The organism is Streptomyces caelestis (assembly GCF_001279005.1).
GTDB classification, from domain to species: Bacteria; Actinomycetota; Actinomycetes; order Streptomycetales; family Streptomycetaceae; genus Streptomyces; species Streptomyces heliomycini.
On record NZ_LGCN01000074.1, the window covers coordinates 275,198 to 297,002 of the forward strand.

At 67.6% G+C, this 21,805-nt stretch carries 21 protein-coding genes; 15 read left to right on the plus strand and 6 right to left on the minus strand.

Going from position 1 to position 21,805, the window contains the following annotated elements:
• Positions 1-15 precede the first annotated feature (15 nt).
• From ADK41_RS08080 to ADK41_RS08095, 4 genes are all read right to left on the minus strand, one after another.
• The gene (locus tag ADK41_RS08080; protein ID WP_030827474.1) at positions 16-609 is read right to left on the minus strand and encodes a hypothetical protein; all 594 of its coding nucleotides are present in this window, start codon (positions 607-609) and stop codon (positions 16-18) included.
• Positions 599-1,798, minus strand: coding sequence for an MAB_1171c family putative transporter (locus ADK41_RS08085; protein ID WP_030827477.1), 1,200 nt, complete (start codon positions 1,796-1,798; stop codon positions 599-601). The genes ADK41_RS08080 and ADK41_RS08085 overlap by 11 nt, the downstream gene beginning before the upstream one ends.
• On the minus strand, positions 1,795-2,349 hold the full coding sequence (locus ADK41_RS08090; protein ID WP_030827487.1) for a hypothetical protein: 555 nt from the start codon (positions 2,347-2,349) through the stop codon (positions 1,795-1,797). Before ADK41_RS08090 ends, ADK41_RS08085 begins: the two co-directional genes overlap by 4 nt.
• 180 nt (positions 2,350-2,529) lie before the next feature.
• A complete protein-coding gene (locus ADK41_RS08095; protein WP_030827492.1) occupies positions 2,530-2,982 on the minus strand; it encodes a helix-turn-helix domain-containing protein in 453 nt (150 codons plus the stop codon).
• A 686-nt stretch (positions 2,983-3,668) separates the two neighbouring features.
• Here ADK41_RS08095 and ADK41_RS08100 point away from each other — a divergent pair.
• The 12 genes from ADK41_RS08100 (at position 3,669) to ADK41_RS08155 (ending at position 16,345) form a co-directional block, all read left to right on the plus strand.
• Positions 3,669-4,565, plus strand: coding sequence for a helix-turn-helix domain-containing protein (locus ADK41_RS08100; RefSeq protein ID WP_030827495.1), 897 nt, complete (start codon positions 3,669-3,671; stop codon positions 4,563-4,565).
• Positions 4,566-4,567: 2 nt separating this feature from the next.
• The gene (locus tag ADK41_RS08105; protein ID WP_030827497.1) at positions 4,568-5,281 is read left to right on the plus strand and encodes a zinc finger domain-containing protein; all 714 of its coding nucleotides are present in this window, start codon (positions 4,568-4,570) and stop codon (positions 5,279-5,281) included.
• Positions 5,282-5,441: 160 nt separating this feature from the next.
• The gene (locus ADK41_RS08110; RefSeq protein WP_030827509.1) at positions 5,442-6,083 is read left to right on the plus strand and encodes a WhiB family transcriptional regulator; all 642 of its coding nucleotides are present in this window, start codon (positions 5,442-5,444) and stop codon (positions 6,081-6,083) included.
• Complete coding sequence (locus ADK41_RS08115) at positions 6,080-7,720, plus strand: hypothetical protein (protein ID WP_030827512.1); 1,641 nt, start codon at positions 6,080-6,082, stop codon at positions 7,718-7,720. Before ADK41_RS08110 ends, ADK41_RS08115 begins: the two co-directional genes overlap by 4 nt.
• Positions 7,717-7,908: a hypothetical protein gene (locus ADK41_RS08120; protein WP_030827515.1), complete on the plus strand. Its 192-nt coding sequence runs from the start codon at positions 7,717-7,719 to the stop codon at positions 7,906-7,908. The genes ADK41_RS08115 and ADK41_RS08120 overlap by 4 nt, the downstream gene beginning before the upstream one ends.
• An 86-nt stretch (positions 7,909-7,994) precedes the next feature.
• Complete coding sequence (locus tag ADK41_RS08125; RefSeq protein WP_030827525.1) at positions 7,995-8,231, plus strand: hypothetical protein; 237 nt, start codon at positions 7,995-7,997, stop codon at positions 8,229-8,231.
• Between the two features lie 263 nt (positions 8,232-8,494).
• Positions 8,495-8,890, plus strand: coding sequence for a plasmid mobilization protein (locus tag ADK41_RS42955; RefSeq protein WP_078661960.1), 396 nt, complete (start codon positions 8,495-8,497; stop codon positions 8,888-8,890).
• The gene (locus tag ADK41_RS08135; protein ID WP_078661961.1) at positions 8,887-10,452 is read left to right on the plus strand and encodes a relaxase/mobilization nuclease domain-containing protein; all 1,566 of its coding nucleotides are present in this window, start codon (positions 8,887-8,889) and stop codon (positions 10,450-10,452) included. The genes ADK41_RS42955 and ADK41_RS08135 overlap by 4 nt, the downstream gene beginning before the upstream one ends.
• Positions 10,453-10,475: 23 nt before the next feature.
• Positions 10,476-11,936: a site-specific integrase gene (locus ADK41_RS08140; RefSeq protein ID WP_051843188.1), complete on the plus strand. Its 1,461-nt coding sequence runs from the start codon at positions 10,476-10,478 to the stop codon at positions 11,934-11,936.
• On the plus strand, positions 11,936-13,693 hold the full coding sequence (locus ADK41_RS08145; RefSeq protein WP_030827537.1) for a hypothetical protein: 1,758 nt from the start codon (positions 11,936-11,938) through the stop codon (positions 13,691-13,693). The genes ADK41_RS08140 and ADK41_RS08145 overlap by 1 nt, the downstream gene beginning before the upstream one ends.
• The gene (locus ADK41_RS08150; protein ID WP_051843189.1) at positions 13,690-15,831 is read left to right on the plus strand and encodes a hypothetical protein; all 2,142 of its coding nucleotides are present in this window, start codon (positions 13,690-13,692) and stop codon (positions 15,829-15,831) included. The genes ADK41_RS08145 and ADK41_RS08150 overlap by 4 nt, the downstream gene beginning before the upstream one ends.
• A gap of 16 nt (positions 15,832-15,847) precedes the next feature.
• Entirely contained in the window at positions 15,848-16,345 is a 498-nt protein-coding gene (locus tag ADK41_RS08155) for a hypothetical protein (protein WP_030827543.1), read from the plus strand.
• A gap of 28 nt (positions 16,346-16,373) precedes the next feature.
• On the opposite strand, the gene ADK41_RS42465 is transcribed toward ADK41_RS08155, so the two are convergent.
• Together ADK41_RS42465 and ADK41_RS38925 are read right to left on the minus strand one after the other, a co-directional pair.
• Positions 16,374-17,156, minus strand: a complete 783-nt coding sequence (locus ADK41_RS42465; RefSeq protein WP_159044636.1) for a hypothetical protein — start codon at positions 17,154-17,156, stop codon at positions 16,374-16,376.
• A gap of 225 nt (positions 17,157-17,381) precedes the next feature.
• A complete protein-coding gene (locus ADK41_RS38925) occupies positions 17,382-18,743 on the minus strand; it encodes a PQQ-like beta-propeller repeat protein (RefSeq protein WP_078940485.1) in 1,362 nt (453 codons plus the stop codon).
• Positions 18,744-19,285: 542 nt separating this feature from the next.
• Here ADK41_RS38925 and ADK41_RS08165 point away from each other — a divergent pair.
• From ADK41_RS08165 to ADK41_RS08175, 3 genes are all read left to right on the plus strand, one after another.
• Complete coding sequence (locus ADK41_RS08165; protein ID WP_030827546.1) at positions 19,286-20,338, plus strand: DNA cytosine methyltransferase; 1,053 nt, start codon at positions 19,286-19,288, stop codon at positions 20,336-20,338.
• Positions 20,338-21,453 (plus strand): DnaB-like helicase N-terminal domain-containing protein, encoded by a 1,116-nt coding sequence (locus ADK41_RS08170; protein ID WP_030827549.1) that lies wholly within the window; start codon positions 20,338-20,340, stop codon positions 21,451-21,453. The genes ADK41_RS08165 and ADK41_RS08170 overlap by 1 nt, the downstream gene beginning before the upstream one ends.
• Before the next feature lie 64 nt (positions 21,454-21,517).
• Positions 21,518-21,703 carry a hypothetical protein gene (locus ADK41_RS08175; protein WP_030827552.1) on the plus strand — a complete coding sequence of 62 codons (186 nt, stop codon included), beginning with the start codon at positions 21,518-21,520 and terminating at the stop codon, positions 21,701-21,703.
• Positions 21,704-21,805 lie beyond the last annotated feature (102 nt).

The window sequence follows — 21,805 nt, forward strand, 5'->3', positions numbered from 1 at the left end:
CGCCCCGAAGTCGGATCAGCGCGCCAGGTGGAAGACGGCCGCCGCGACAATGGTGCCGAGGATGGTGCCTGCGATCACCTGGTTGCGCGTGTGGTCGCGCAATTCAACGCGGGACCATCCGACGACGATGACCAGAAGGAAGCCGAGGGCCATCCACGGGCCGTAGGTCTGCACGAGCATCGCGCAGGCGCCTGCGGACACGGCCTGGTGAACGGAGATCTTCCAGGCGAAGGTGATTGCGGTGAGGATCGCGAGCGTCACCAGCATCGAGACTATGAGGCCAACCATGGTGCGCGGCGCCCCCGCAACGAGCATCAGGACGATGCCGGTGGCTACTGAGAGCAGAATGACGGCCATCACGACAAGCCGTGCCGGCTTCTCCCCGACATGTCTGTCGCCCCAGTGGCCCTTGCGAATGCCGGACTTGATGAAGGCGATCGGGATGACGGCGGCGAAAAGGGCGCCGACCACTCCCCAGGCAACGCCTGTCCATTGCGCGGTGTGCCAACCGACCAGCAGGGTGACAGCGATGATCCAGTTCTTCGGCTCGAGCCAGTCCGTAATGCGGCGCGCCAGCCGCGACTCGCTGCGGCGGACATCAGTTGTCATGTGAGGAGATCCTTTCCGAATCGCCCTGCCCGTGGGAAATGGTCGACTGCTCTTGCCGGACGAATTCCGAAACGATTGGAGAGGAGAGGTATGCATCGGCAACGGTGCGCAACCATGACAGTTCACTCACTCTGTCCCGCCCAGTGACGCCGAGGGATGGGTATTCAACTCCCCGCAAACGTTCCCCATTTCGGGCGCTCTGGACGGCTGCACGCAACCAACAGGCTTCCGCGACTGCATCAGAGTGTTGCGCATCGACCCCTTTCTGGCGGACGAACTTCCGAGCCTTTGCGTGCGTGTCGACTGACACGTACTCGCGAAGCGCCAGGCAGGCATCCTCGATCTCGATAACGCACCGCTCCAGCCGGAAGGGGACGCGCCTTCTACGCACGGAGGTCGCCAGCACCACGTACGGGGCTGCTTCCGTGAGCTGCGCCCACAGGGGCCGCAGCCTGCGCAGGGTGCTCCACGCCGCGACGTACTCAACGGCGACGGAGAGAGGAGGCAAGCAGACGCCGAGCGCGACCGACAGGACCGTGGCCTGCTTGAGTGTCGTGGAGAGAAGGTTCTCCAAGCCTGGGTAGTTGGTGCCCGAGGCGAGCTGAACCGTCACAAAGACGATGCGTTGGAGGGCGTACAGACTTCCGAGCAGGGTTCCCAAGCCCAGAAATCCGAGGCCGGCCTTCCCGAGGAGAGTTCGGCTGTGGCGTACGCCGCCGAGGAACAGCCATGTCGCTACGACCATGGCGATGCCGATGTAGAGCGTGAAGACCGCCATGTAGAGGACAGGGAAAAGGGCACCATGGCCCTCTCCGAGCCTGACAGGCCCTCCCGGCGTCCAGTTGGCCAAGGCGTAGAAGGCGAGCATGAGGGGCAGCGTCACGCTGGCTGCCACCAGCCGGGTGCGACGCGCCAGGCCCTGCGGTCGAACAACTGCGATGACGAAGTCGAGCAGGTACGCCGCCGAGGTAACGCCGAGCATGTGTTTCAGCAGCGGCGACAGCCTGGCGTCTGTACCGACGGCGGCATCGACTGCCTCTTTGACCTGCGGAACCTCGAACGTCATGGCAACCGCGAGAGTCACCAGGGTCAGCGCCAGGCTTCGCTGCTTGTGGGAGTGCCGGATGGACGGCAGTCGCCACAGAGCCACCAGCCAGAGGACGCCGGCGACGATGGTGGATGTACTCATGAGCGGCGGTTCCTCCGGGGGTGGACCAGAGCGTCGTCGAGCCGCGACACCACGCCGGACCGGCCTCGTTCCCGGATCGAGTGGGCGAGATCCTGAAACAGCTCCCCCAGGCAAGAGGCAGCCATCTCGGCGTCGTACTCGGTTTCACTGTCGTAGCTCGTCCGACCGAAAGCGGAGAGCACGGCGGAGGGATCGACTCCGTCGGGGAGGATCGCCAGCAGGGAGTTGACGACGCTCTCGTTATTTCCGGCATGCCCGAGTAGCAGGTGCGCCAGCTCGTGGCGCACGATCTGCGCGCGATGCCGTTCGCTGGTAGCCGCGACGTGGAAGATGTGGTCCTCGTGGTCGAAAGAGAGGACCATTCCACAGGGAGAGTTGGCCCCTCCGGTTTCAGGCAATTCGTGGAGGTGCAGAGGGCGGCCACGCTTGATGGCGAGCTGCCGACATATTTCGTCCACCGCGTAGGGATCAGGTATCTCGATCCCCCGCAGCTGCTCCTCGCACAGTCGCCTCAGCTGCGCCTCTCTGCGCGCAAATTGCCGATTGAACATGGACGAGATCCTTGCTGTAGCCCCCGAATGAGCGCTGACACGGCCTGCGCTAACCGGAATCCGCCACTCCGAGTGGCTCCAGCAGAGCTTTGCACACGCATAGACGGTTACCCAAGACGATCTTGAAGGACCGGGTGCGGCATACCAGTCATATCCACCCAGCCGGTGAGAGCAGTCACATCACTGCTTGGGCTTGTCGAGCCCTTCCCATCGGCGCGCCTGATTGATCACGTCGGTGATCATTTTCAAGCTCTCCGCCGAGAGGCCGTTGGCTCGAAGCGCAAGGCCGCGCACGTCACTGTCGGCCACGGCCTCGATCAGCTCCATGGAAGCGCGCACCTTCTCGGCCTCCTCGAGGTCGTAGTCAGAGAAGAAGTACTGCTCTTTGACGTGGAAGTGGCCGGCAAGACGTTCCACCGTCGTGTAGGTGGGGTTGGGCTTAGCGCCGGTCCGCAACTGCGAGATCGCACTCTCGGACACGGAGATCGCCCGGGCGACCTCGGCGTTGGTGTAGCGCTTACCGGTCTCCGGGTTCGTCACGGTCTGAAACAGGTGGTTGAGCTTGTCGGCAAATGAGCGCCGAGCGCCGGCGGCGCCACCGGGTGCCTGCGCCGGTCCGCTGGACTCCACCATCACCGACTCCTCCCATCTAGACGTTGAAGCCTGGACTGTACTGCAGTGTAGTTCCTAAGACCAAAGCCTGAGGAGCTTCACTTCAGTGTTGACAGACAGGGATCACTTTGGCGTAGGTTCTCGATCACAGCTTCACTGAAGTGTTGCGACGTCGACAAGGCGCGGTAAGCGCTCCTTGCCCGGCCTTCGCGGCATACGTACGCGCTAGGACTCGCCCATGCTCGCTCCACCCTCGTCGCAGCAGCTCACGCGACTTCTACAGGGTTTAAGAACCAACTCTCGACCTTGACGCGGAGCCGTGCGTATGTTCGTCGTCCCCCGCCGGGCAGACCGCCCGCATGGACGAGCACAGGAGCAATGACGTGCACAACCTCCGGGCCTCATAGGTCCCTGGATACAGCGACGGCGCCCGAGAGCTGCAACTCCCGGACGCCGGACGCTTAACGGCTGTACCGCCCCGGCAAGGGCGGAGATCGCCACCATCACCACGCTGATCCCTTCCACGGGGCGTCTCAGCGTGGCAACACCAAAGGAGATTCTTGCATGCGCTCCGCCCTGCGTAAAAGGCCCTTCCGTCCGGCCTGCGCGGCAGCTAGCTCCGCCTCGGCGCCTCAGCGCCCCGAGTCGGACCGCACCACCCTGACCCCGGCGAGCCGACGCTCCCGCCCGCTTGCAGGGAGCGGCCGATGAGCAGCGAAGCCCGCGAGTGGGTGTGGGAGCACAGCTCCAGCCGAGGGGCCGCGCGTCTGGTCCTGCTGTCGATCGCCGACCGGGTGGCCGACGATCAGTGCATCTCCTGGGCCTCGCTGTCCGGCCTGGCCAAGCGCACGCACGCCTCGGTCTCCACGGTGCGCGAAGCCATCGAGCGTCTGCTCCTGGCCGGCGAGCTGGAACAGCTCGACGACCTGGTGGGCCCGCAGCGCAGCACGGTCTATCGCCTGCCTCTCGCCGCCGAAGCGGTCGCCCAGGCGTTTCGAGAGCAGCGGGAGGAAACGGGCGACACGGCAGTGTCGGACGAGCCCGCCGGCCCTGCGAAGCTCCGGCTGTCGGCCCTGCGGCGGTACGGAATCCGCCCGCGTGAGGTGCCGGAATCCCCCGCGAGGATCCGGAATCCGGCAGTACCGGAAACCGGCAGGTCGCGACGGAAACCGGCACAGCGGCGTACCGGCCACCGGTACAGCGATGTACCGGCCACCGGCACACAGAACCGTAGTGAACCTGATGTGAACCGGAGGTACAGCAGTGGTGGTGCTGCGGTCACCTCGGCTGCCGAGTGGCAGGTCGACCCCGCCACCCACACCTGGGCCCGCCAGCAGGGACACCTCGACCGCCTCGGCAAGCAGGGCTTGCAGGCCGCCGACGCGAAGTGGCGTGCCCACCGGGCGGCCCACGCCCCGAGGCCGGCGGAAGCCTGGGCTGCCGACTGGCGCTCCTGGATCACCCGGGAGCATGCCCCCAGCCGCCCGAACCTCTACGCCGTGCCCGGCCAGAACACCACCGCGCCCGGTGGCATGACGCGGGCCGAGAAGCACACCGCCGCCCTTCTCGCCGCCCTGGACGAGCCGACCGGAACGGAGGGCTGACCGTGGACCGCCGTGAAATCGCCGCCCTGCTGGCCTACATCGGCCGACTCGACCCCCGTAGCATCCGCACCGACGAGGGCGAGGCCCGCGATCAACTCGCACAGTGGCACGAGCTGCTCGGTGATGTGCCGATGGCCACCCCGCACGGCTGGGACGCCCTCGCCGCCGCCCGCCAGCACTACCGCACCTCGCCGTACCAGATCCAGCCCGCGGACGTGGTCCGCCCCTGGGAGAGCTACCGGCGCAACCGCCTGGCCCTCCACTCCGACCCCACACCGTCCGCGGACCCGGACGACCAGGCCGCCTGGACCGCAGAGCTGGTCGGCACCCGCCGCGCTGTCGCCGCCGGCATAGCGCAGCCCACGCAGGCCCGGGCCATCACCAGCAGCCAGGAGGGGGTCAACCCCAGGCTGCAGGCTCGGCTGGACCAGATCGGCTCCTGCATACCGCCCGCCGCCCGAGCTGCTCTCATACCGTTCCGGCCCGCCCGGGCAGCACGCGAAGCCGCTGTCGCGCAGGGGCTGCCTGATGCCCTGAGCGTGCGATGCGAGTGGTGCCTGGCCCCGGTCGGCGAGCCGTGTCGCCGCCGCCGGATCGGCCCTAACGACGGGGTACGCGCCATCACGCCGCGCGCCACCCCGCACCCCGGCCGCCTCGACCTCGCCGCCCAGCAGGCCCAGCACACCGAACAGGACCAGCAACCCGCCCTGGCCTGACCGGCGCCTCCGGCGCGTGCATCCCGTCCACTGCACCGCCGCAACATCACCGTCCCGCACCGGCTGCGGCGCACGCCCACGCGCCGCAGCCGGCACCCGACGCCGCACCCACCGAGCACCGCGCTAGCCGGCCGGTGCGGCAGCACATCGGAGACTCGCCTTGCGCCACATCACCACCCTCGACGCGCCGACCACCGGCCTGCGCGGCATCGGAGACACCAGTTGGCACACCCGCGGAGCGTGCCACGGCATGGACGTCGAGGACGCCGACGCCGTGTTCTTCCCCGGGCCCCGCGATCACGAGGAGATCGCGGAGGCGAAGGAGCTGTGCGGCTGGTGCCCCGTCCGCCGCGCGTGCCTGGACTTCGCCCTGGAGAACGTCCTCAAGGAGGGCGTCTGGGGCGGGCTCACCGAAGCCGAGCGGCGCCCGCTGCACGACAACCTGCACCGGCGCCTGGACTACCGGCGTGTGACCGCCTTCTTCCATGGACGCGACGTGCACCTGACGGAAGCCGAGCGGCAGGTGGTCATCGACCACGCCTACGTCCGGGGCTGGCAGCCCGACCGGCTCGCCGCCGCCCTGCAGATCAGCCACAAGCACGCCCGCGACCTGCTCCGGCAAGCGGCCAACAAGGTCTTCGACCGCGACCGCAATTACGGCGTGCCCCGCTCCAAGAAGAAGCGGAAGAAGACCTCCAAGGCCAAGGGCACCCCCGCGCCCGCAGTTCCCGGTGCTCAGCAGCCGACAGGCCGCCCGGCAGCGTCGAACCCGGCGCCCGCCCCTCTCGGAAAGGCAGCATGACCCACCCCGTCCTCGCCTTCGGTGCTACTTCGGACCTCCCTCTCCTCCTCGCCGCCGTCGTGCCCGCCGCCCTCGCGTTCATGCTGACCGCCTGGGCGATCCGGCGCCGGGGAACCCGCCCGCAGAAACGTCTCGGCGGCCCTGCGGTCAAGGTCGCCGCCGTCGCCGCCCTGGGCTGCACCGCCTACAGCGCCGACACAAGCTGGCGCTTCGCCGCCGACTACCTGGACATGGCCGGTACCGCCGAGCGCGCCGGCATGTTCGCCGCCGCCGAACTCGCCTTGTTCGCCACCGCGCTGATGGCACGGCAGAACCTCGCCGTCCAGGGCGCTCCCGGCCTGCCGGGCACGCTGGTCTGGGTGATCACCACGGTGCAAGTGATCCCCGCCTACGCCGAGAGCGGCCCTGTCGGCGGCACGGTCCGCGCCTTCGTCGGACCGGTCATGGCGGCGATGCTGTGGCACCTGGCCATGGGCATCGAACTGCGCCTGCGCACCCCGGGTGCAGCCTCGCACGGACTGATCGCTGTCCTGGGCCGGGAGGCACGCGAACGGCTGCTGTCCCGCCTGGGCATCGCCGCGCGAGACCGCGACGCCGCGCAGATCACCCGGGACCGGGCCACCGCCCGTGCGGTCGCCCTCGCCGCCCGCCTCGCCGAACACACACCCGAGCAGCAGCAGAGCCGTCGCGGCCGACGGCTGACGCGACGCCTGTCGAAGGCGGTCGGCAGGGCTTCGGTCGGCACCGATCCCCTCCAGCGGGCGCAGATGCTCGACCAACTTGCCGCTCGGCGACACGCGCTCGCGCTCGCCACGGTCCCGCTCCCTTCTCCCTGGTCCCCGACGCACAGCAGCGCATCGGCGGCCACGGTCCCCGCACAGCCGACATCGAATGTGCCGGTCCCCGTCCCCGGTCCCGACGGTTCCGACGAGCCGGTCCGGGACCGAGGACCGAGGACTCCTCGGGGACCGGTCCCCGAGGAGGCGGACCCTGAAGCCAAGGTCGGCGCGGGGACCAAGGCCGGCGCAACGGGAACGGCCGCGGGAACCAAGCTCTCTGAAGACGGTGCGGTCCCGGGGACCGAACTCGCCGGTCCGGAAGCCGCAGCGCGGGACGCAGCGGCCATGAGGACCGACCACAACACGCAAGAAGTAGCAGCTCAGGGCCCGTATTCTCATCGGGGGCCGGGCATCGCAAAGTCGGGAACCGAGGCCACCGAAAACCGAGGACCGGCCACCCCACAGTCCGGGACCGAGACCACCCAGGACCGAGGACCGGCCACCCCACAGTCCGGGACCGAGACCACCCAGGACCGAGGACACAAGGTCCCGCTTCGCCGGGAGCCAGCCAGGACGTCCCGGGCAAAGAACAAGGACAAGCCTGCCCGGTCCCGCTCTCCGCAGACGGAGCGCCAGGCACGCGAGCTGGGTGAGTCCGAGCGCCAGCTTGTCCGTGAGGTGCGCCCCCATGTTCCCGCCCTGCTTGAACGGGACGGCAATGGCGCAATCACTCGGGTGCAGCTGCGCGAAATCATCCGCCGCCAGGGCCTGACGGGTGTCGGTAACGACCGACTCGGCCTCGTCCTTCAGGAGCTGCGGAACGGGGACATCACAACGACGAGGAGCACCGCCCGATGAAGACCTGCCACCAGTTCAAGATCGTCCGTGCGGAGTACGAGCGAGAGATCGGATTCATGCTCGCTCACTCCGAGCGGCATGCGGGCAGGCCGGCGGCGAAGTCCAGTGCGAAGCAGGCTGCCTCGGCGAAACAGCGGATGGCTCGCGCGCTCAACAGCCATGTCGGGCGCTGCCCCGAGTGTGGCTGAGCTGGCAAAACTTCTGAGCAAAGCCTGTACCCGTAAAGGTGGCCCGGTCCCACGCGGGGCCACCGCCCCTCTTAAGGAGGTACCCCGTGACCCCGCGTCCCCCTCGCTCTTCCCAGCCCGCCACCGCCGAGGCCAATGCCTGGGCGGACGTCCTGGTCCGCCGGCAACTCCTCCACGCCGTCGTCCTCACGCCGACCGGGCAGTGGCTCGTCCAGGACCGTCCCAGCAGACCGGTCCGCGTCCTTGCCAGCCCAGCCGATGTCCTCGCGCTGGCCGCAACCATCCAGCACCGCACCCGCTCTACGAGGCCCGAATCCCGATGACGAACGCACGCAAGAACGGCACCACCCCGGAACCTGATCCCGGCTCCAACTCGGTCTCGGGGCGAGCAAGTTATCGCAAGAGCATTGCTCCCGTCGGGAGCAATGCTCTTGCGTCCCCCGCTCCTGAAGCGGCGGGAGCGGACCGGCACCGGGGGGCGCCGACCCGTGAGGATGCGACCGAGGGCGGCTCGCATCCTGGGAAGCAGGACCAACACACCTGCCACAGTGCGCACTGCACGCACACCGCCCCTTCCAAGCCGCATGTGCAGCAGCGTGAACGCCTGCGCGATGAGAACAAACGCATACGCCAGCCCAGCTGCCGCATGAACGACGACGAGTACCAACTCCTCACCCGAGCAGCCGCCGTATGCAACATGAGCGTCGCCAGTTTCCTCGCCCACGCCGCTCTCAATGCCGCCCGCGACCTCGACCGCACAGCAGCGGAAATCGCCACCCAACGAGAAGTCCACAGCGAACTCTTCGCTGTGCGCCGGCACCTCGGCCACATCGGTAACAACCTCAACCAGGTAGCCAAAGCCATCAACTCTGGTGCCGACGTCCCGTACGCCGAAGCCGTACTCGGCGCCGTCCAGCGCGTCACCCAGCGCGTGGACTCCTTCATCCAGCACTACCTCGACACCGAAACGCGAACCGGATGATCCCGCGCGTCCACAAACGCGGCTCGACCACGTTCGGTCTGCTCAACTACCTCTACGGCAAAGGGACCCACGAGGAGCATGTCGACCCGCATCTCGTGGCGGCCTGGGACAGCTTCGCTCCCGACCCCGGGCGCGATCCGCACGCTACGAAGAGACAGCTGCAGCAGCTCCTGGACCAGCCCGTCCAGGCGCTCGCGGAGTCGCGACGCCCGGCGAAGCACGTCTGGCACCTTTCGGTCCGGGCCGCACCGGATGACCCGGTTCTCTCCGACGAGCAATGGGGCGAGATCGCCCGACGCATGGTCGCCGCGACCGGCATCGCGCCGGCCGCCGACGAGGCGGGGTGCCGCTGGGCGGCCGTGCGCCACGCCGACGACCACGTCCACATCATTGCCACGCTCGTCCGCGAGGACGGCCGGCGCCCCCGGCTCAACAACGACGCCAAGCGATCTCAGGCCGAAGCCCGCCTGATCGAAGCCGAGTACGGGCTCAAGCAGCTCAGCACCGGGGATGGGACCGCAGCGCAGCGCCCGACCAGCGCCGAGCGCCACAAGGCCCAGCGCCAGGGCCGCGAGCGCACCGCGCGCGAAGAACTGCGCGAGAGCGTACGTCGAGCGGTGGCCGGCGCCAGAAGCGAAGAGGAGTTCTTCGACCGCCTCGCCGCCGCCGGCCTGCTGATCCGCAAGCGCGAGGCGCCATCCGGCGACCTGCTCGGCTACAAGGTGGCCCTGCCGGATGACCGCAACAAAGACGGTGAGCCCGTGTTCTACCCCGGCGCGCGCCTCGCCCCGGATCTGTCCCTGCCGCGCATCCGGGAGCGATGGTCCGCCGACTTCGACAAGACGGCGTCGCCAGATTCCCCTGGCAATGCCTCGCCCAACAGCCCTTCTGCAGCGCGTCGCCGGACGGCCACGGTTGCGTGGGGGGCAATCGGGGCTGTCGAGTACGGTGACGACGCAGTTGCTGTCGCGTACATCTCCGCGACCGGCGAGGTCCTGGACGCCCTCGCGAAAACGTCCGCCGCCCACACCCGCAGCGAACTACGCGACGCGGCCTTCGCGTTCGAGCGGGCCTCGCGTTCCCACGTACGCGCTGCGCGGGGACACGACCGGGCCTTGCGGCAGGCAGCCCGCGACCTCGTCCACGGAGGTCCGGCCCTCGGCCGGGGCGAGGACGGTGCCGCCACCGCTATGGCGATCGACATGCTGTTCTTCCTCGTCACTGCCGCCGCCCACTGGCATGCGAGGAAGGGCCACGCCCAGCAGGCCGAAGCCGCGACCCGGGCCGCCGAGCACCTGCGCAACGCCTACCGGCCCGCCGCCGCTCAGCCGCTCGGTCTGCTCTACCAGCGCGGCCGACGCCGACGTCCTGGAGAACGGTGTCGAGGACGGCTGCTCGCCCTGGGCGTGCCGCGGAGACGCCGACGCGCTGACGCAGGACGACTTCGGGCTGGCCACGTGATACTCGACCTCTTCGCGGGGCCTTCTGTGAGCAGAACTGCAGCGTCTCATTACGACCCAGCGCCCCAGCGACCAGCACGTTTGCGCTTTGCAGTCGCTTGAGTCGCATAGGTACGGTCCCCGCCATGCTGATGACGTTCTTCTCCTCTGCCACCTGGGAGTCCTGGGGACTATCGAGTCAACCGGTCATTCCGGACCGGATGCCGATCCTGCTCGATGACGACCTCCTCTTCGAGGACTCGGCCGGCCCTCGCGTCACGACCGTGATCAACCGGTGGGCCCAGGAACTCCCGACAAACGGATGCCCGGCCCCGAACTCCTGGGAAACCTACGTTCGGGTTGTGCGGGACTGGACGCTCTTCCTGGCCAGCCGGGGCATCCAACTCTTCGACAACCGTCGCGAGTTGCGGCGCGGCCTGAGTGCCTACGCGGTACACCGCGCCTGCGGCCCGCTGAAGGAACGGTTCGCCGCATCCACCTGGAACCAGCACATGAGCATCCTGTCCCTGTTCTATGGGTGGGCCGAGGGCGAAGAGCTCACGACCGCGGTGCCGTTCACCTACAAGCAGGCCGTCACGGCGTACGGCGACCAGGTGCGCCTGCAGTCGGCGAACCTGTCCAAGCGGCGGACGCCGAAGCCGCACGTGACGATCAAGTACTTCGAGAAGGACTTCGAGGACACCTTCCTGAAAGGGCTGGGCGGTCTGCGCCCGGACGGCGCCGAGGACAGTCTCTACCGGGGCCGGACGACGGCACGCAACGCGGCGGTGGGCGGCTATGTGCTGTCCAGCGGGCTGCGGCGGCAGGAGTTCACGTACATGTTGGAGTGCGAGGTTCCGCCGCTACCGCCCCGCCGGACCGAGTTGCCGATCTGGGTGCCGGTTCCGGCCGGGGTCACGAAGGGCCGGAAGTTCCGCGCCACGTGGACGACATACGACCCGCTCGCCCGACTGCACCAGTACTTGCGGTTGCAGCGTGCTGTTGCGGTGGCTCGCTCGTCATGGATTCCGCCGGCCAAGTGGGGGTCGCCCCTGGTGGTGACCGAGGCAGACGAGATCGGTGGCCGAGTTGATGGTGAGCGCGTGCTGTGGGCCGAGTTGACCCCGCGGGAACGTCGGTGTCTGGTCCGGCCTGATGGCGGATCGATGCTGCTCGCCGTGCAGAGTGACGGGAGTCCGTTTCGCGACTGGCCGACGGTCTTCAAGCGAACGTCGGAGCGGATCAGGGATCGATTCGATCCGCGTTTCCCGCATACTTCCCCGCACCGGTGCCGTCATACGTTCGCGATCAGGACGCTCGAGATGTTGATCGGCGGCTACTACGCCCAGCTCGCGAAGCTCGTCAAGGACACCGACGCGGACGCGGCCCTTGCGCTCTACCTGCGCAAGAACGACCCGGTGATGATCCTGCGTGACCTCCTCGGTCATACCAGCACTCTTACCACGGAGGTGTACCTCCGCCGCCTGGATACGACCCGGATCTACCGCGAGGCATATGAGCGGGCGGGCCATGACCACGGTCTGCTCGCCGAGGCCGAACGCGAGGCCGATGCCGAGTTCGACGACTTCGATGAGGACGATATCTGATGCCCGCGGAGATCTTGGAGAACCCGCTGCGGCTGTTCTGCACGTTCACCAGCGGCACCACGTCGACCCTGATTGTCGACGACTCGGTCAACCCCGTACTCGTCCGCGAGTTGCTGACGGGCCTGGTCTATCTGATGCATCCGCATGGCCAGGGTGACTCGCACCGGACCGCGGAGAAGTACAAGGGGACCATCGACTGGTTCGTCGGAGAACTGGAAATGCGTGGTCACCGGGGCGGGGCAGCAGGACTGACCCGCGCCGGACTCGCAGCGTTGTGGTGGGAGGCGGGAAATCGGCGAGAGTCGGAGAGCCGCCGCATGCTCGCCGCCCTGGACGCCGAGACCTCCGTGCTGGCTCCGGACGTCCGGGAACTGGTCCGAGGGCGTCTGTACAACCGGCATCCGAACAGCGAGCCGCTGCCGCCGTACGACGAGGTCGCCTGGGCAGGGCTGACCCGTGCAGCCCGAACGATCGCCAAGGAGTCATGGGCCGCGTACCGGGCGGCCCGAGCAACGGCGGAGGCCGGCCAGGACCCGTACATGCATGGCTGGACGAGAGAGAACATCTTCTGGCTGATGGTGCACCACGGTCCCGCAACGCCAAGGTCGTTGGGCGAGCGCGTCGGCTTGTCGTACAACCAGATGCGCTACCGAATCGGTGATGGTAACCAGCGCTTCTTCGTGGAAGCACGTGAAGCGCTCTTCCCCAGCGCTCGCGTCGTCATCGCATACCAGGTGTTGTTCGGCGTGTACAGCGGCATCGTGCCGGACGGCATCGCCGATCTGGGTATCGACGGCCTTGACTGGGCCGGCGACGCCGCGGTGTTGGTCCGCTATATCAAGGGCCGTACGTCCGAGGAGAGCATCACGCTGCCGAGCAAGGCCGTACGGGTGCTGGAGCGCTGGCTCGACTATGCCGACCTGGCGAGGTCGCATTGTCCGCCACAGCTGCGCAACAGGCTGTGGCTGTGGCTCGCCTACACCTCGCGTCGCTCGGGCGACGAGGGCCTGGGGCCGTGGAGATATGGACGCCCCTACAAGTCCACCATCGTCGACTGGTCTCACGATGCGGGGGTGGTCGACGCCAACGGGGCACCGGTGGTTGTGCACCGCCATCGGATCCGCACGACGTTCGAGTCCCACCGGGACCGCTCTTCCTGGATCGGCAGCCGGCGCTCGACGATCGACCCCAACCACACCCCGGCAGTAGAAGGCGACCACTACCTGTCCGCGATGACTGAGGCCCAGAAGAGTGCCCTGGAAGACATCGTCGAGCAGGCTCAGGGCGATCTCCTCCGCCGGGGCCAACCGCCCATGGTTCTGTCGGACGAACAAGTCGCAGACCTGGCCCGCCAGTTCCCGCAGCTGGTCAGCGAGCTGGAGCTGGACGATCGGGCGATCGCCGAGCTCGTGGGTGGCCAGCGCGATGTGTTCGTGGCGTCCTGCATCGATCCGACCGCCGGCGTGCACGGCCCGAAGGGAAAGCCGTGCCCGGCTCGCCCCTGGGTGTGCCTTCTGTGTCCACTCGCTCTGTTCACGCCGCGGCACGCGGCGAACCTCCTGCGCATGAAGGCGTTCTTCGCCCGGCAGTGGCAACAGATGCCCGCCGCGCAGTTCATGGCCGTCTTCGGCCACTATGCCCAGCGCATCGAGGAAGTCCTGGTCAAGTACGACCCCACGCAGCTCGCTACGGCTGCTGCCCACGTCACGGACACCGACGCCGAGATACCGCTCCTGCCCGAGGAGAGCACCCTGTGAGCACCATCGCCCATCCCGGGGTCCCGCTGTCCGGAAGCGTGTCGTCGCCCTTCGCCGGGGCTGACATCTGCGGCCTGGCCGGCTTCGTCCTCCCCATCAAGGCAGTCCGCTCAGTCTTCGAGGACGACGTTTGGGTCTTCACCCAGGTCATCGGCATCCCCGCCTACGTGTCGAAGTGCGCACGGCGCCTGGACTTCTCGGGGATCATCAATGAACGGTGGAAGACGGTGGCCAAGGAGTACATCGCCGCGCAGATGGCCCCCGGGCACGAAGCCGTACGGACGCTGCCGTACGCCAACCGGACGGTCCGCGTCGTCAACAGCCTCTACACCGAGCTGCTGGAACTGGTCCGTTGGCTGAACTGGCTGACCGCCCAGGGGGTCATCGAGCTCGGCGAAGTCACTGAACATCACTGCACGTCCTTCGCGCAGTACCGCGCCACCCACCGTCCCAACGGCAAGAAGACACACGACCGCCCCAGCGTCCGCAGAGCGGTCGAGCTGACGATCATCGGCCTGGCCCGTTACGGCGAGTTGTTCACCACCGACCGCTACCACCCCGGGCTGCGGCCGTTTCCCGGACGGGCCACCAGCAAGCCCAGCGGCAACGCCAACAAGACGCCGCCGGTCGCGGATCCGACGTTTCAGCCGCTCCTGGGTGCAGCCCTCTACCTCGTCCAGACTCTGGCCCCGCCCCTGCTCCGCGAACTCGACGCCAAGCGGCGCTATGTCGCCCGCCGGGCAGCGCTGCCCGCAGCACGTATGGACCTGGGCGAACTCGAGGCGGTCATCCTCCGTCATGTCGAAGAGCAGCGTCCCTTCGACCGGAACGTCAACTGGGCCAAGACCAGGAAGTGGATCAGCAAGGACGACCCGTTGGGCCAGGTCAACCTCTACGCCCTCGCCGCGGAAGCCGGCCGGAGGGAGATCAACCCTTCCACGTTGAGGGCGGTGCGCGACGTCCTGGAGGAAGCGGTGGAGGGCGTTGGGATCGAGGAACCGTTCTGCCGCGGGGCCGACATGGTGGAGCGAGCCGACGGCCAAGGGGAGGTGCCCTGGTCAGGGCTGCTGTCCGAGCGTGGCCTGCGGGCGCTCACCGGCGTGGTGAAGACCGCCTCGCACGTGGTCATCGTGGCTCTTTCCGGTATGCGCCAGAGCGAACTGCGCGAGATGAATGTGGGGTGCCGTGTGCCCCCGATCAAGGCCGGCCCGGGGCTGAAGAGGTACAAGCTGGCGAGTCGGGTCGTCAAGGGAAAGCCGCTGGGCGGTGTGCCTGACGAGTGGGTCGTGATCTGGGAGGCGTATCAGGCGGCAGAGGTCGCCGAGCAGCTCCTGGGCCCGGGCGCCGAGATCGGTGATCCCCTGCTCACCTCGCCGCTCGACAACGACCGCTTCACGCTGTTCCGCCAGTGGGTCAACGGCTCCGCAGGACAGGCGCTGGGGCTGACTCCGATCCCGGAGGGACAACTGACGACGAGGATGCTCAGGCGCACACTCGCCTTGGAGATCGCCTACCGCCCCGGTGGCCTGCTCGCCGCAAAGGTGCAGCTCAAGCACTTGTCTGTGGTGACAACGGAAGGATATGCGGCCCGTCCGGGTGGGGCACAGGCCAAGTTCCTCGCGGAGGTCAACGCCGAGGAAGCAGAACGCAACAAGGACCTCGTGCTGGCCGAGTACCGCCGCTACCAGCAGGGCGAAATGCCGGCAGGTCCCGGCGCCCGTGACCTGATCAGCTTCTTCGCCAGCATCGACGGGAAGCTGGCCCGCGCCGCCGCAGAGGACGCCACCGTCGTCGGCAGTGACCAGGAGGTCAGAGCCCTCCTCGCCGAGATCGCCGGCGTCCTGCACCTGGGGGTGGCGAACTACTGCTGGTTCATCGACCCCTCCAAGGCGCTGTGCCTGAAACTGGCCGGCACCCCGAACGCGACGAAGCCGCTGGCGGGCATGTGCGATTCCGCCCGCTGCCCACAAGCCACCCACCATCCCTGCCACCGCCCGGTGTGGGCCGAGAGCGTACGGAACAAGCAGGTCTTCATCGAATCGATCGGCCGCAACCACAAGACCGAAAAGGCCCGGCTGCAGGCCGACTTGGATCGGGACGTAAAGGTGCTTGCCACGATCGACGCCGCCACCACGTAAGGAGAAACCCCACCTCATGGCACGCATCAGCACAGAAACCCGCGCCCGCAACGAGCAGGCCGTCCGGGCCGCAATGGACCGGCTACTGAAGGGTGACCTCCCGCCCGGCGGCAGCTGCGACATCAAGACACTGGCCGCCGAAGCCGGCGTGACACGCACCGCGTTCTACGCGAAGAAGAACCGGAACGGCACCACCCGCCCCGGCCCCTACCAGCACCTCGCCGAAGAGTTCGAGCGACGCCTTCTCACTCTGCAGCAGGCCGGCGAAGTCGTCGACCCGCGGATCGCGCAAATCGAGCGGCTCAAGACCAAGGTCACCGAGCTCAAGGAACGCCTGACCAGGAGGGACGAGACCGTAGCCGAGCTCACTGCGTTCAAGGAACTCGCCGTCTCACGCTTGGCCGCACAGCACGACGAGATCGTACGTCTACGGGAACAAGCCGCAGCCCTCGGCAACGTCCGCCGCCTACCCGCCACCCGCCCCGGAACAGCCCCGTGCGGATCGTGCAGCTGACGCCGTAAAGACCCTGCCCAGTGGCTTCTCACCGATAGGGGCGCAGTGCACGGTGGAGAGCAGCGAACTCCTTTGACGCCGTGATGCCGGGAATTTGCATCACTTCTTGCACCGTGCGGGCGTTACTGGGCATACAGCTTGAGCTTGCGGGGCTGATTTTCCAGGAGAAGCCGCTGGGATAAAAGTTCTCGTCCTCGCCCTCACTCACGAGCGCGAGGGGGCCGATATCGAGGTCGCTACCGTCTGCATCATGAAGTGTAATCGTAACAACTCCGATCCAAGGCGCCTTACCTGCTTCCTCTGAATCGGGGCCGATCGTCAGGGAGAATCGGTCGTTTTCTCCCGACTTCACATCGAACCGAACGTCCTCCGTCGTCGCCTTAGTGAAGGGTGGTTTCTTTGACATTGGAATTTCGACGGCATAGTGCGCTGCGATACCCAGATCCCCACCTGTACCCCCGCAGGTTGCAAGGCTTTCGGACCTTGCCACGCTCACGGTTACCTTCGTGATGATCGCAGAACCGCTACCACGATTACGGACAGAGATGTCAACCGCAGGACCACTAAGTCCCGTCACCTTCTTCTCCGAGTCAGTAGATTTCTCCACCCCGTCCAGCTTGTCGGTGAAGCCTGCGCTTACCGCAGTAACTTCCAAGAGTCCCCTGCGCTCAGACTCCGTCTTCGCGGTCTCCGCCGAGTCGAAGGCCGGGACCAAAGCAATGATGCTAAGGACCAGTGCAGCAAGGGAAATCGCCGCAGCGGCAAGGGAGATCACCGTACTTGGCGCGCGCCACCCATCTGCCTGTCCCACAGGCGGGTTCGTTCCCTGCTGCGGTGGCACAGGCGGGTTCGTTCCCTGCTGCGGTGGCACAGGCGGGTTCGTTCCCTGCTGCGGTGGCACAGGCGGGGTGGCACAGGCGGGTTCGTTCCCTGCTGCGGTGGCACAGGCGGGTTCGTTCCCTGCTGCGGTGGCACAGGCGGACATTCCCTTCTGGGGATTTTCGACTGTTCATGATCGAGCTACAGTCGGGAGGGATTAGCTATAAAACAGATCACCGGTGGTGACGTCGTAAGCCGTGAGCTCTTCCATGTTGCCCGCGTACACCACGTCACCTGCAATAATCTGGACCGCACCTTTCATTGGCGCCGACCAGATAACCTCGCCAACCGTGGTATCAATGGCAACTACTTTTGACCCGGCGTTGGCCAACACCGCTCCCGGAGGTCCGGGAATAAGCTCGTATGTGGACTCAGCCTTTAGCCGCCACCGCTCCTTTCCAGTTTTAGCATCGAGGCCGAGCACAGGATAGGCACCATCAATAGGAATGGTGAAATTGGCGATAAGAAGCCCATCGTGAAGAACCATGACCGTTGGAGCTTCCGGCTCCGGTAGCGGAATGGACCAGGCCGCCTTCCCCGTGTCACCATGCAGGGCTAGGAGCCGGTCACCAGAGGGCAGATAGAGAAAGCCGTTGCCCACAAGTGAGGAATCTACATCCAGGGGCTGCAGTGTTCGAGCCCACTGGACGCGGTTGGTATCGGTGGAGACTGTGCGAACCTCCCCCCGGGTGGGCACGAACAGAGTCGTCCCGTCGTCCTGGCCCTGCTCAACAACACGAGAGCCAACCATGTGGACCAGATCGCCGGCCACCCTGAATTCTACCGAGTTAGCACCCCGAATATTCTCAGACCAGATCACCTTTCCGGTCTTGCGGTCTAGCGCCGTCGCCCCGAATGGATCGCCGTTCCCATGAACGAGGATGAACGTCTCGCCATGCGCCTCGATCATCCTCCCCTGGAAGACCTCGGTCTGCCAGAGGATCTCACCCGTCGCCGCGGACAACCCGAATACAGATTTTTGGGTGGCCGCTACAGCAACATCGCCAGATCTTGCGATCTCAGAGACCTGCTTGCCAGGAAGCGTTCGGCGCCACATTTCCGTACCGTCGGCTGCACAGAGCGCTACCACCTCACCAGTCGGGTCCCCGGTTCCACCTCCGAATAGGACCTGGCCTTTGGCCACGACCAATTGCGGGTAGTGAGGTTGACTAACTTTGTCCGGGCTGCCGCCCTTTCCTACGGGGGTGCGCCATATCAGGCGTCCGCTACGTGCGTCCCGTAGCCACACGGCGCGGTCGGTCCCCGCCCCGAACAGCCATGTGTTGGTCAAGGAAAGCGACTCGCGCAATCCTGTGAACGGTACTGGCCATGTGGGCGCTCCAGGTGACGCGCTCGACTTGGGCCAGGACGGGCAGCGATGAGCATTTCGACCCTTGTCATCTGCATCGCTGCCGCCCAGACAACCAGAAACCCCCGCAAGGGAACAGACCGAAAGGGTGCTCCATAACGCGAACGACCTCCGCGTCATACCACTGGAGGGCACAAGCCCATCGTTCATCGCTGCGCTCCTCCGAGAGAATCACGGCACACACCGGCTGCCACCCGGCTCGCTTGCCCAGGGCAGCCTCAACGACCCCCACAGTTTACGGCCCGTCAGATGGCGACAAGGGCTCTGCTCGAAATGATCAAGAGGGACTCCCTCCCGGCGCCGCTTGTAGAGCATCTGTCGTCTGCGAGTGCAGACTTACCCCACGTCAGACCAGGCCGCGAGATGTGATGTCCCTCACGGTCAGCAGCCGGGAAAGGGACACCGCAGCTCGTCATAACGCGACACGGACCAGAAGCTCAACCCTAGCCCGAAGCGACACGACCTGCGGGGGACACAGTCTCTGCCGACACAACGGACCGGGCGGCTGGAGCACGGCACTGCACGTCCTGGGCGTGCGCGACGTCGGGCTGGAATGGGATCAGTGGGCGTGTAAGACGCGTGCTGCGGCAGGGCAGTTGACCATCCGGTGCGACGTGGCGAGGTATCCGGCCTGGCCGTTCCTCGGCCGCACCCGCGGTGTGATCGCTTCGCCGCCGTGTCAGGCGTGGAGCATGGCCGGCAAGCGCCTCGGCCTGGTCGACCAGCCGCTGGTGCACGCGGCGGTCGAAGACCTGGCCGCCGGGCGCGACACCCGCGAGCGCCTCCTCGCCGCCTGTCGTGACGAGCGCTCCCTGCTCGCCGCCGAGCCGATGCGCTACCTGTACGCGCTGAATACGGTCGGCGAGCCCGACTGGGTCGCCATGGAGGAAGTACCGGACGTGCTGCCCTTGTGGAAGCAGTACGCGGCCGTCCTGCGCGGGTGGGGGTTTTCCGTCTGGTGCGGGATCCTCAACGCCGCCGACTTCGGCGTCCCGCAGACCAGGAAGCGAGCGATCCTCCTGGCCTCCCGCGTTCGTACGGCGCAGCCGCCCACGCCCACGCATGCTCAACTCGCCGAGCCGGAATCGCTGTTCGGTCCGGGCCGTGCCCGCTGGGTCAGCATGGCCGAAGCTCTGGGATGGGGCGCGACAGACCGGCCCGTTCCCACCGTCTGCGCAGGAGGTGGGCCCGGAGGCGGACCCGAACCGTTCCCGTCGGGCTCCCGCAAGACGCTGTCCGACGCCCGGGCGCGCGGCACCTGGATGCCCCGGCCGGACGGGGTGGTTCTGCAGTCCCGCCGCGAAGGCACGGGGTGGGCGACCCGGCACGGCACCCGAGACAACCGTACGGCCGACGCTCCGGCGCCCACGTGCACCGCCGAAGCCCACCGCTGGTCCTGGTCCCTGCGCAGCAACAACCAGGCCAACGCCACCGTCCGGTCCATCCAGGAGCCAGCTGGCACGCTGTTCTTCGGGCACCGCGCCAACGAGTGCACCTGGGTCGCCGAACCCGCCACACCGCCAGCCGAAGAAGCCGATGCGCCGGCCGTTCCCGAGCCGATCCGGATCACCGCCCGCGAGGCCGGCCTCCTGCAGACCTTCCCCGCCGACTACCCCTGGGCCGGCAACAAGGGCCAGCAGTTCTCCCAGATCGGCAACGCCGTTCCCCCGCTACTCGCCGGCCATCTCCTCGCCCCGCACCTCGGCCTCCCCCTCGACCCTGACGACTTCATCCTCGCCGCCTGATGCCCCACACCCCCAACCCCGCCGAAGACGACCTCGACGCCGCCCCACCGCCCCAGCCCGTCTTCCACGTCGAGCAGGCCCTCCTCGGAGCCCTCCTCCTCGACCCGCACCGCCTGGACGACGTCAGCGGCATCGCCGCCGACTCGTTCTCCACCGCCGCGCACGCCGCCCTGTACGCCGCGATCACCACCCTGCCGCGACCCGCCCCCGCCGAGCACGCGAAGAACACCAAGTGGCTCGACCGCGTGCTCACCGCGGGCCAGGAGCAGGCGCGCGGTCTGACCGCCACCTACCTGCACACCCTCGTCCAGGTCTGCCCCTGGCCCAGCCACGCCCCCGCCTACGCCCGCATGGTCGAGGCCGAGCACGCCCGCCGCCGCCTGCTGACGGCCGCCGAACGCCTCATCCACACCGTCCACGACGCCAGCCTCCCCCACCCCGTTCAGACGGTGCTCGCCGAGGCCGACGCACTCGCCGCGGTCGTGGACGACATCGCGAACCGCTTCACCCCGCGCTCCGGCATCCTCCCCCGCACCGCGGCACCGCCCCCCGCCGCCCCTGACCACACCGAGGCGGTCGAGGAGGAGCAACTACTCCTCGCCACCGCCACCGCCCGCCCCGCCGACATCGACGCCGTGCGGTGGCTAATCCCCGACGACCTCACCCTGCCGCTGCACGCCGGCCTGTGGCAGTGCCTGACCACCCTCGCCCGCCGCAACGAGCCCATCGACCCCGTCACCGTCCTGTGGAAAGCCCAGCAGCGCGGCCTGCTGGACGGCGGCAGTGAACCAGGCACGGTCCTACGCATGCTGGCCGAACCGGCCGGATCCGTCGAGCACTGGGCCGAACGCGCCCTGCAGCGCTCCCTCCTGGCCACGGCCGAGCACACCGGACGGCGCATCGAGGCATACGCCAGCGACCCGGCGAACACCCCCTTCCAGCTCGTCGTCGGCGCCCGCCGCGCCCTCGCCGACATCGCCACCGTCCGCACCCGCTGGCAGAACGCCACCGGAACCACCCCGCCGCAGCAGCGGCGACCGGCGCCTGCCATCCGCGCCGGCCCGCCGACCACCACGGCCGCACACGCCGCCCGGTCCACACGAGCAACCCGATAACTCCCGAGTACGCCGGTGGCCGGACCCGAAGGCCCGGCCACGGGCAGAACAGATGAGACCCCACGTGACTCCCGCCATCGACGCCCATGTCCGCCTCGACACCCATCCCACTCACCCGAGCGCCGTGCAGGCCCACCTGACCGGCATCCAGGCCCGCGTCGCCTACATGGCTTTGGAGGCTGTCGGCTGGAGTGCCGCCGTCACAGGCGTCCTGGTCCTGGCCCGCATCGATCACGAGGAGTCTCAATGACTGAGAGCTTGTCTCACGTGGTGAACTTTGCGAGTTTCTTGTAGCAGGTCAGGACCGCTGCGAGTCCGAGGAAGGCCAGGAAGTGGCTGCCTTTGCGCTCGT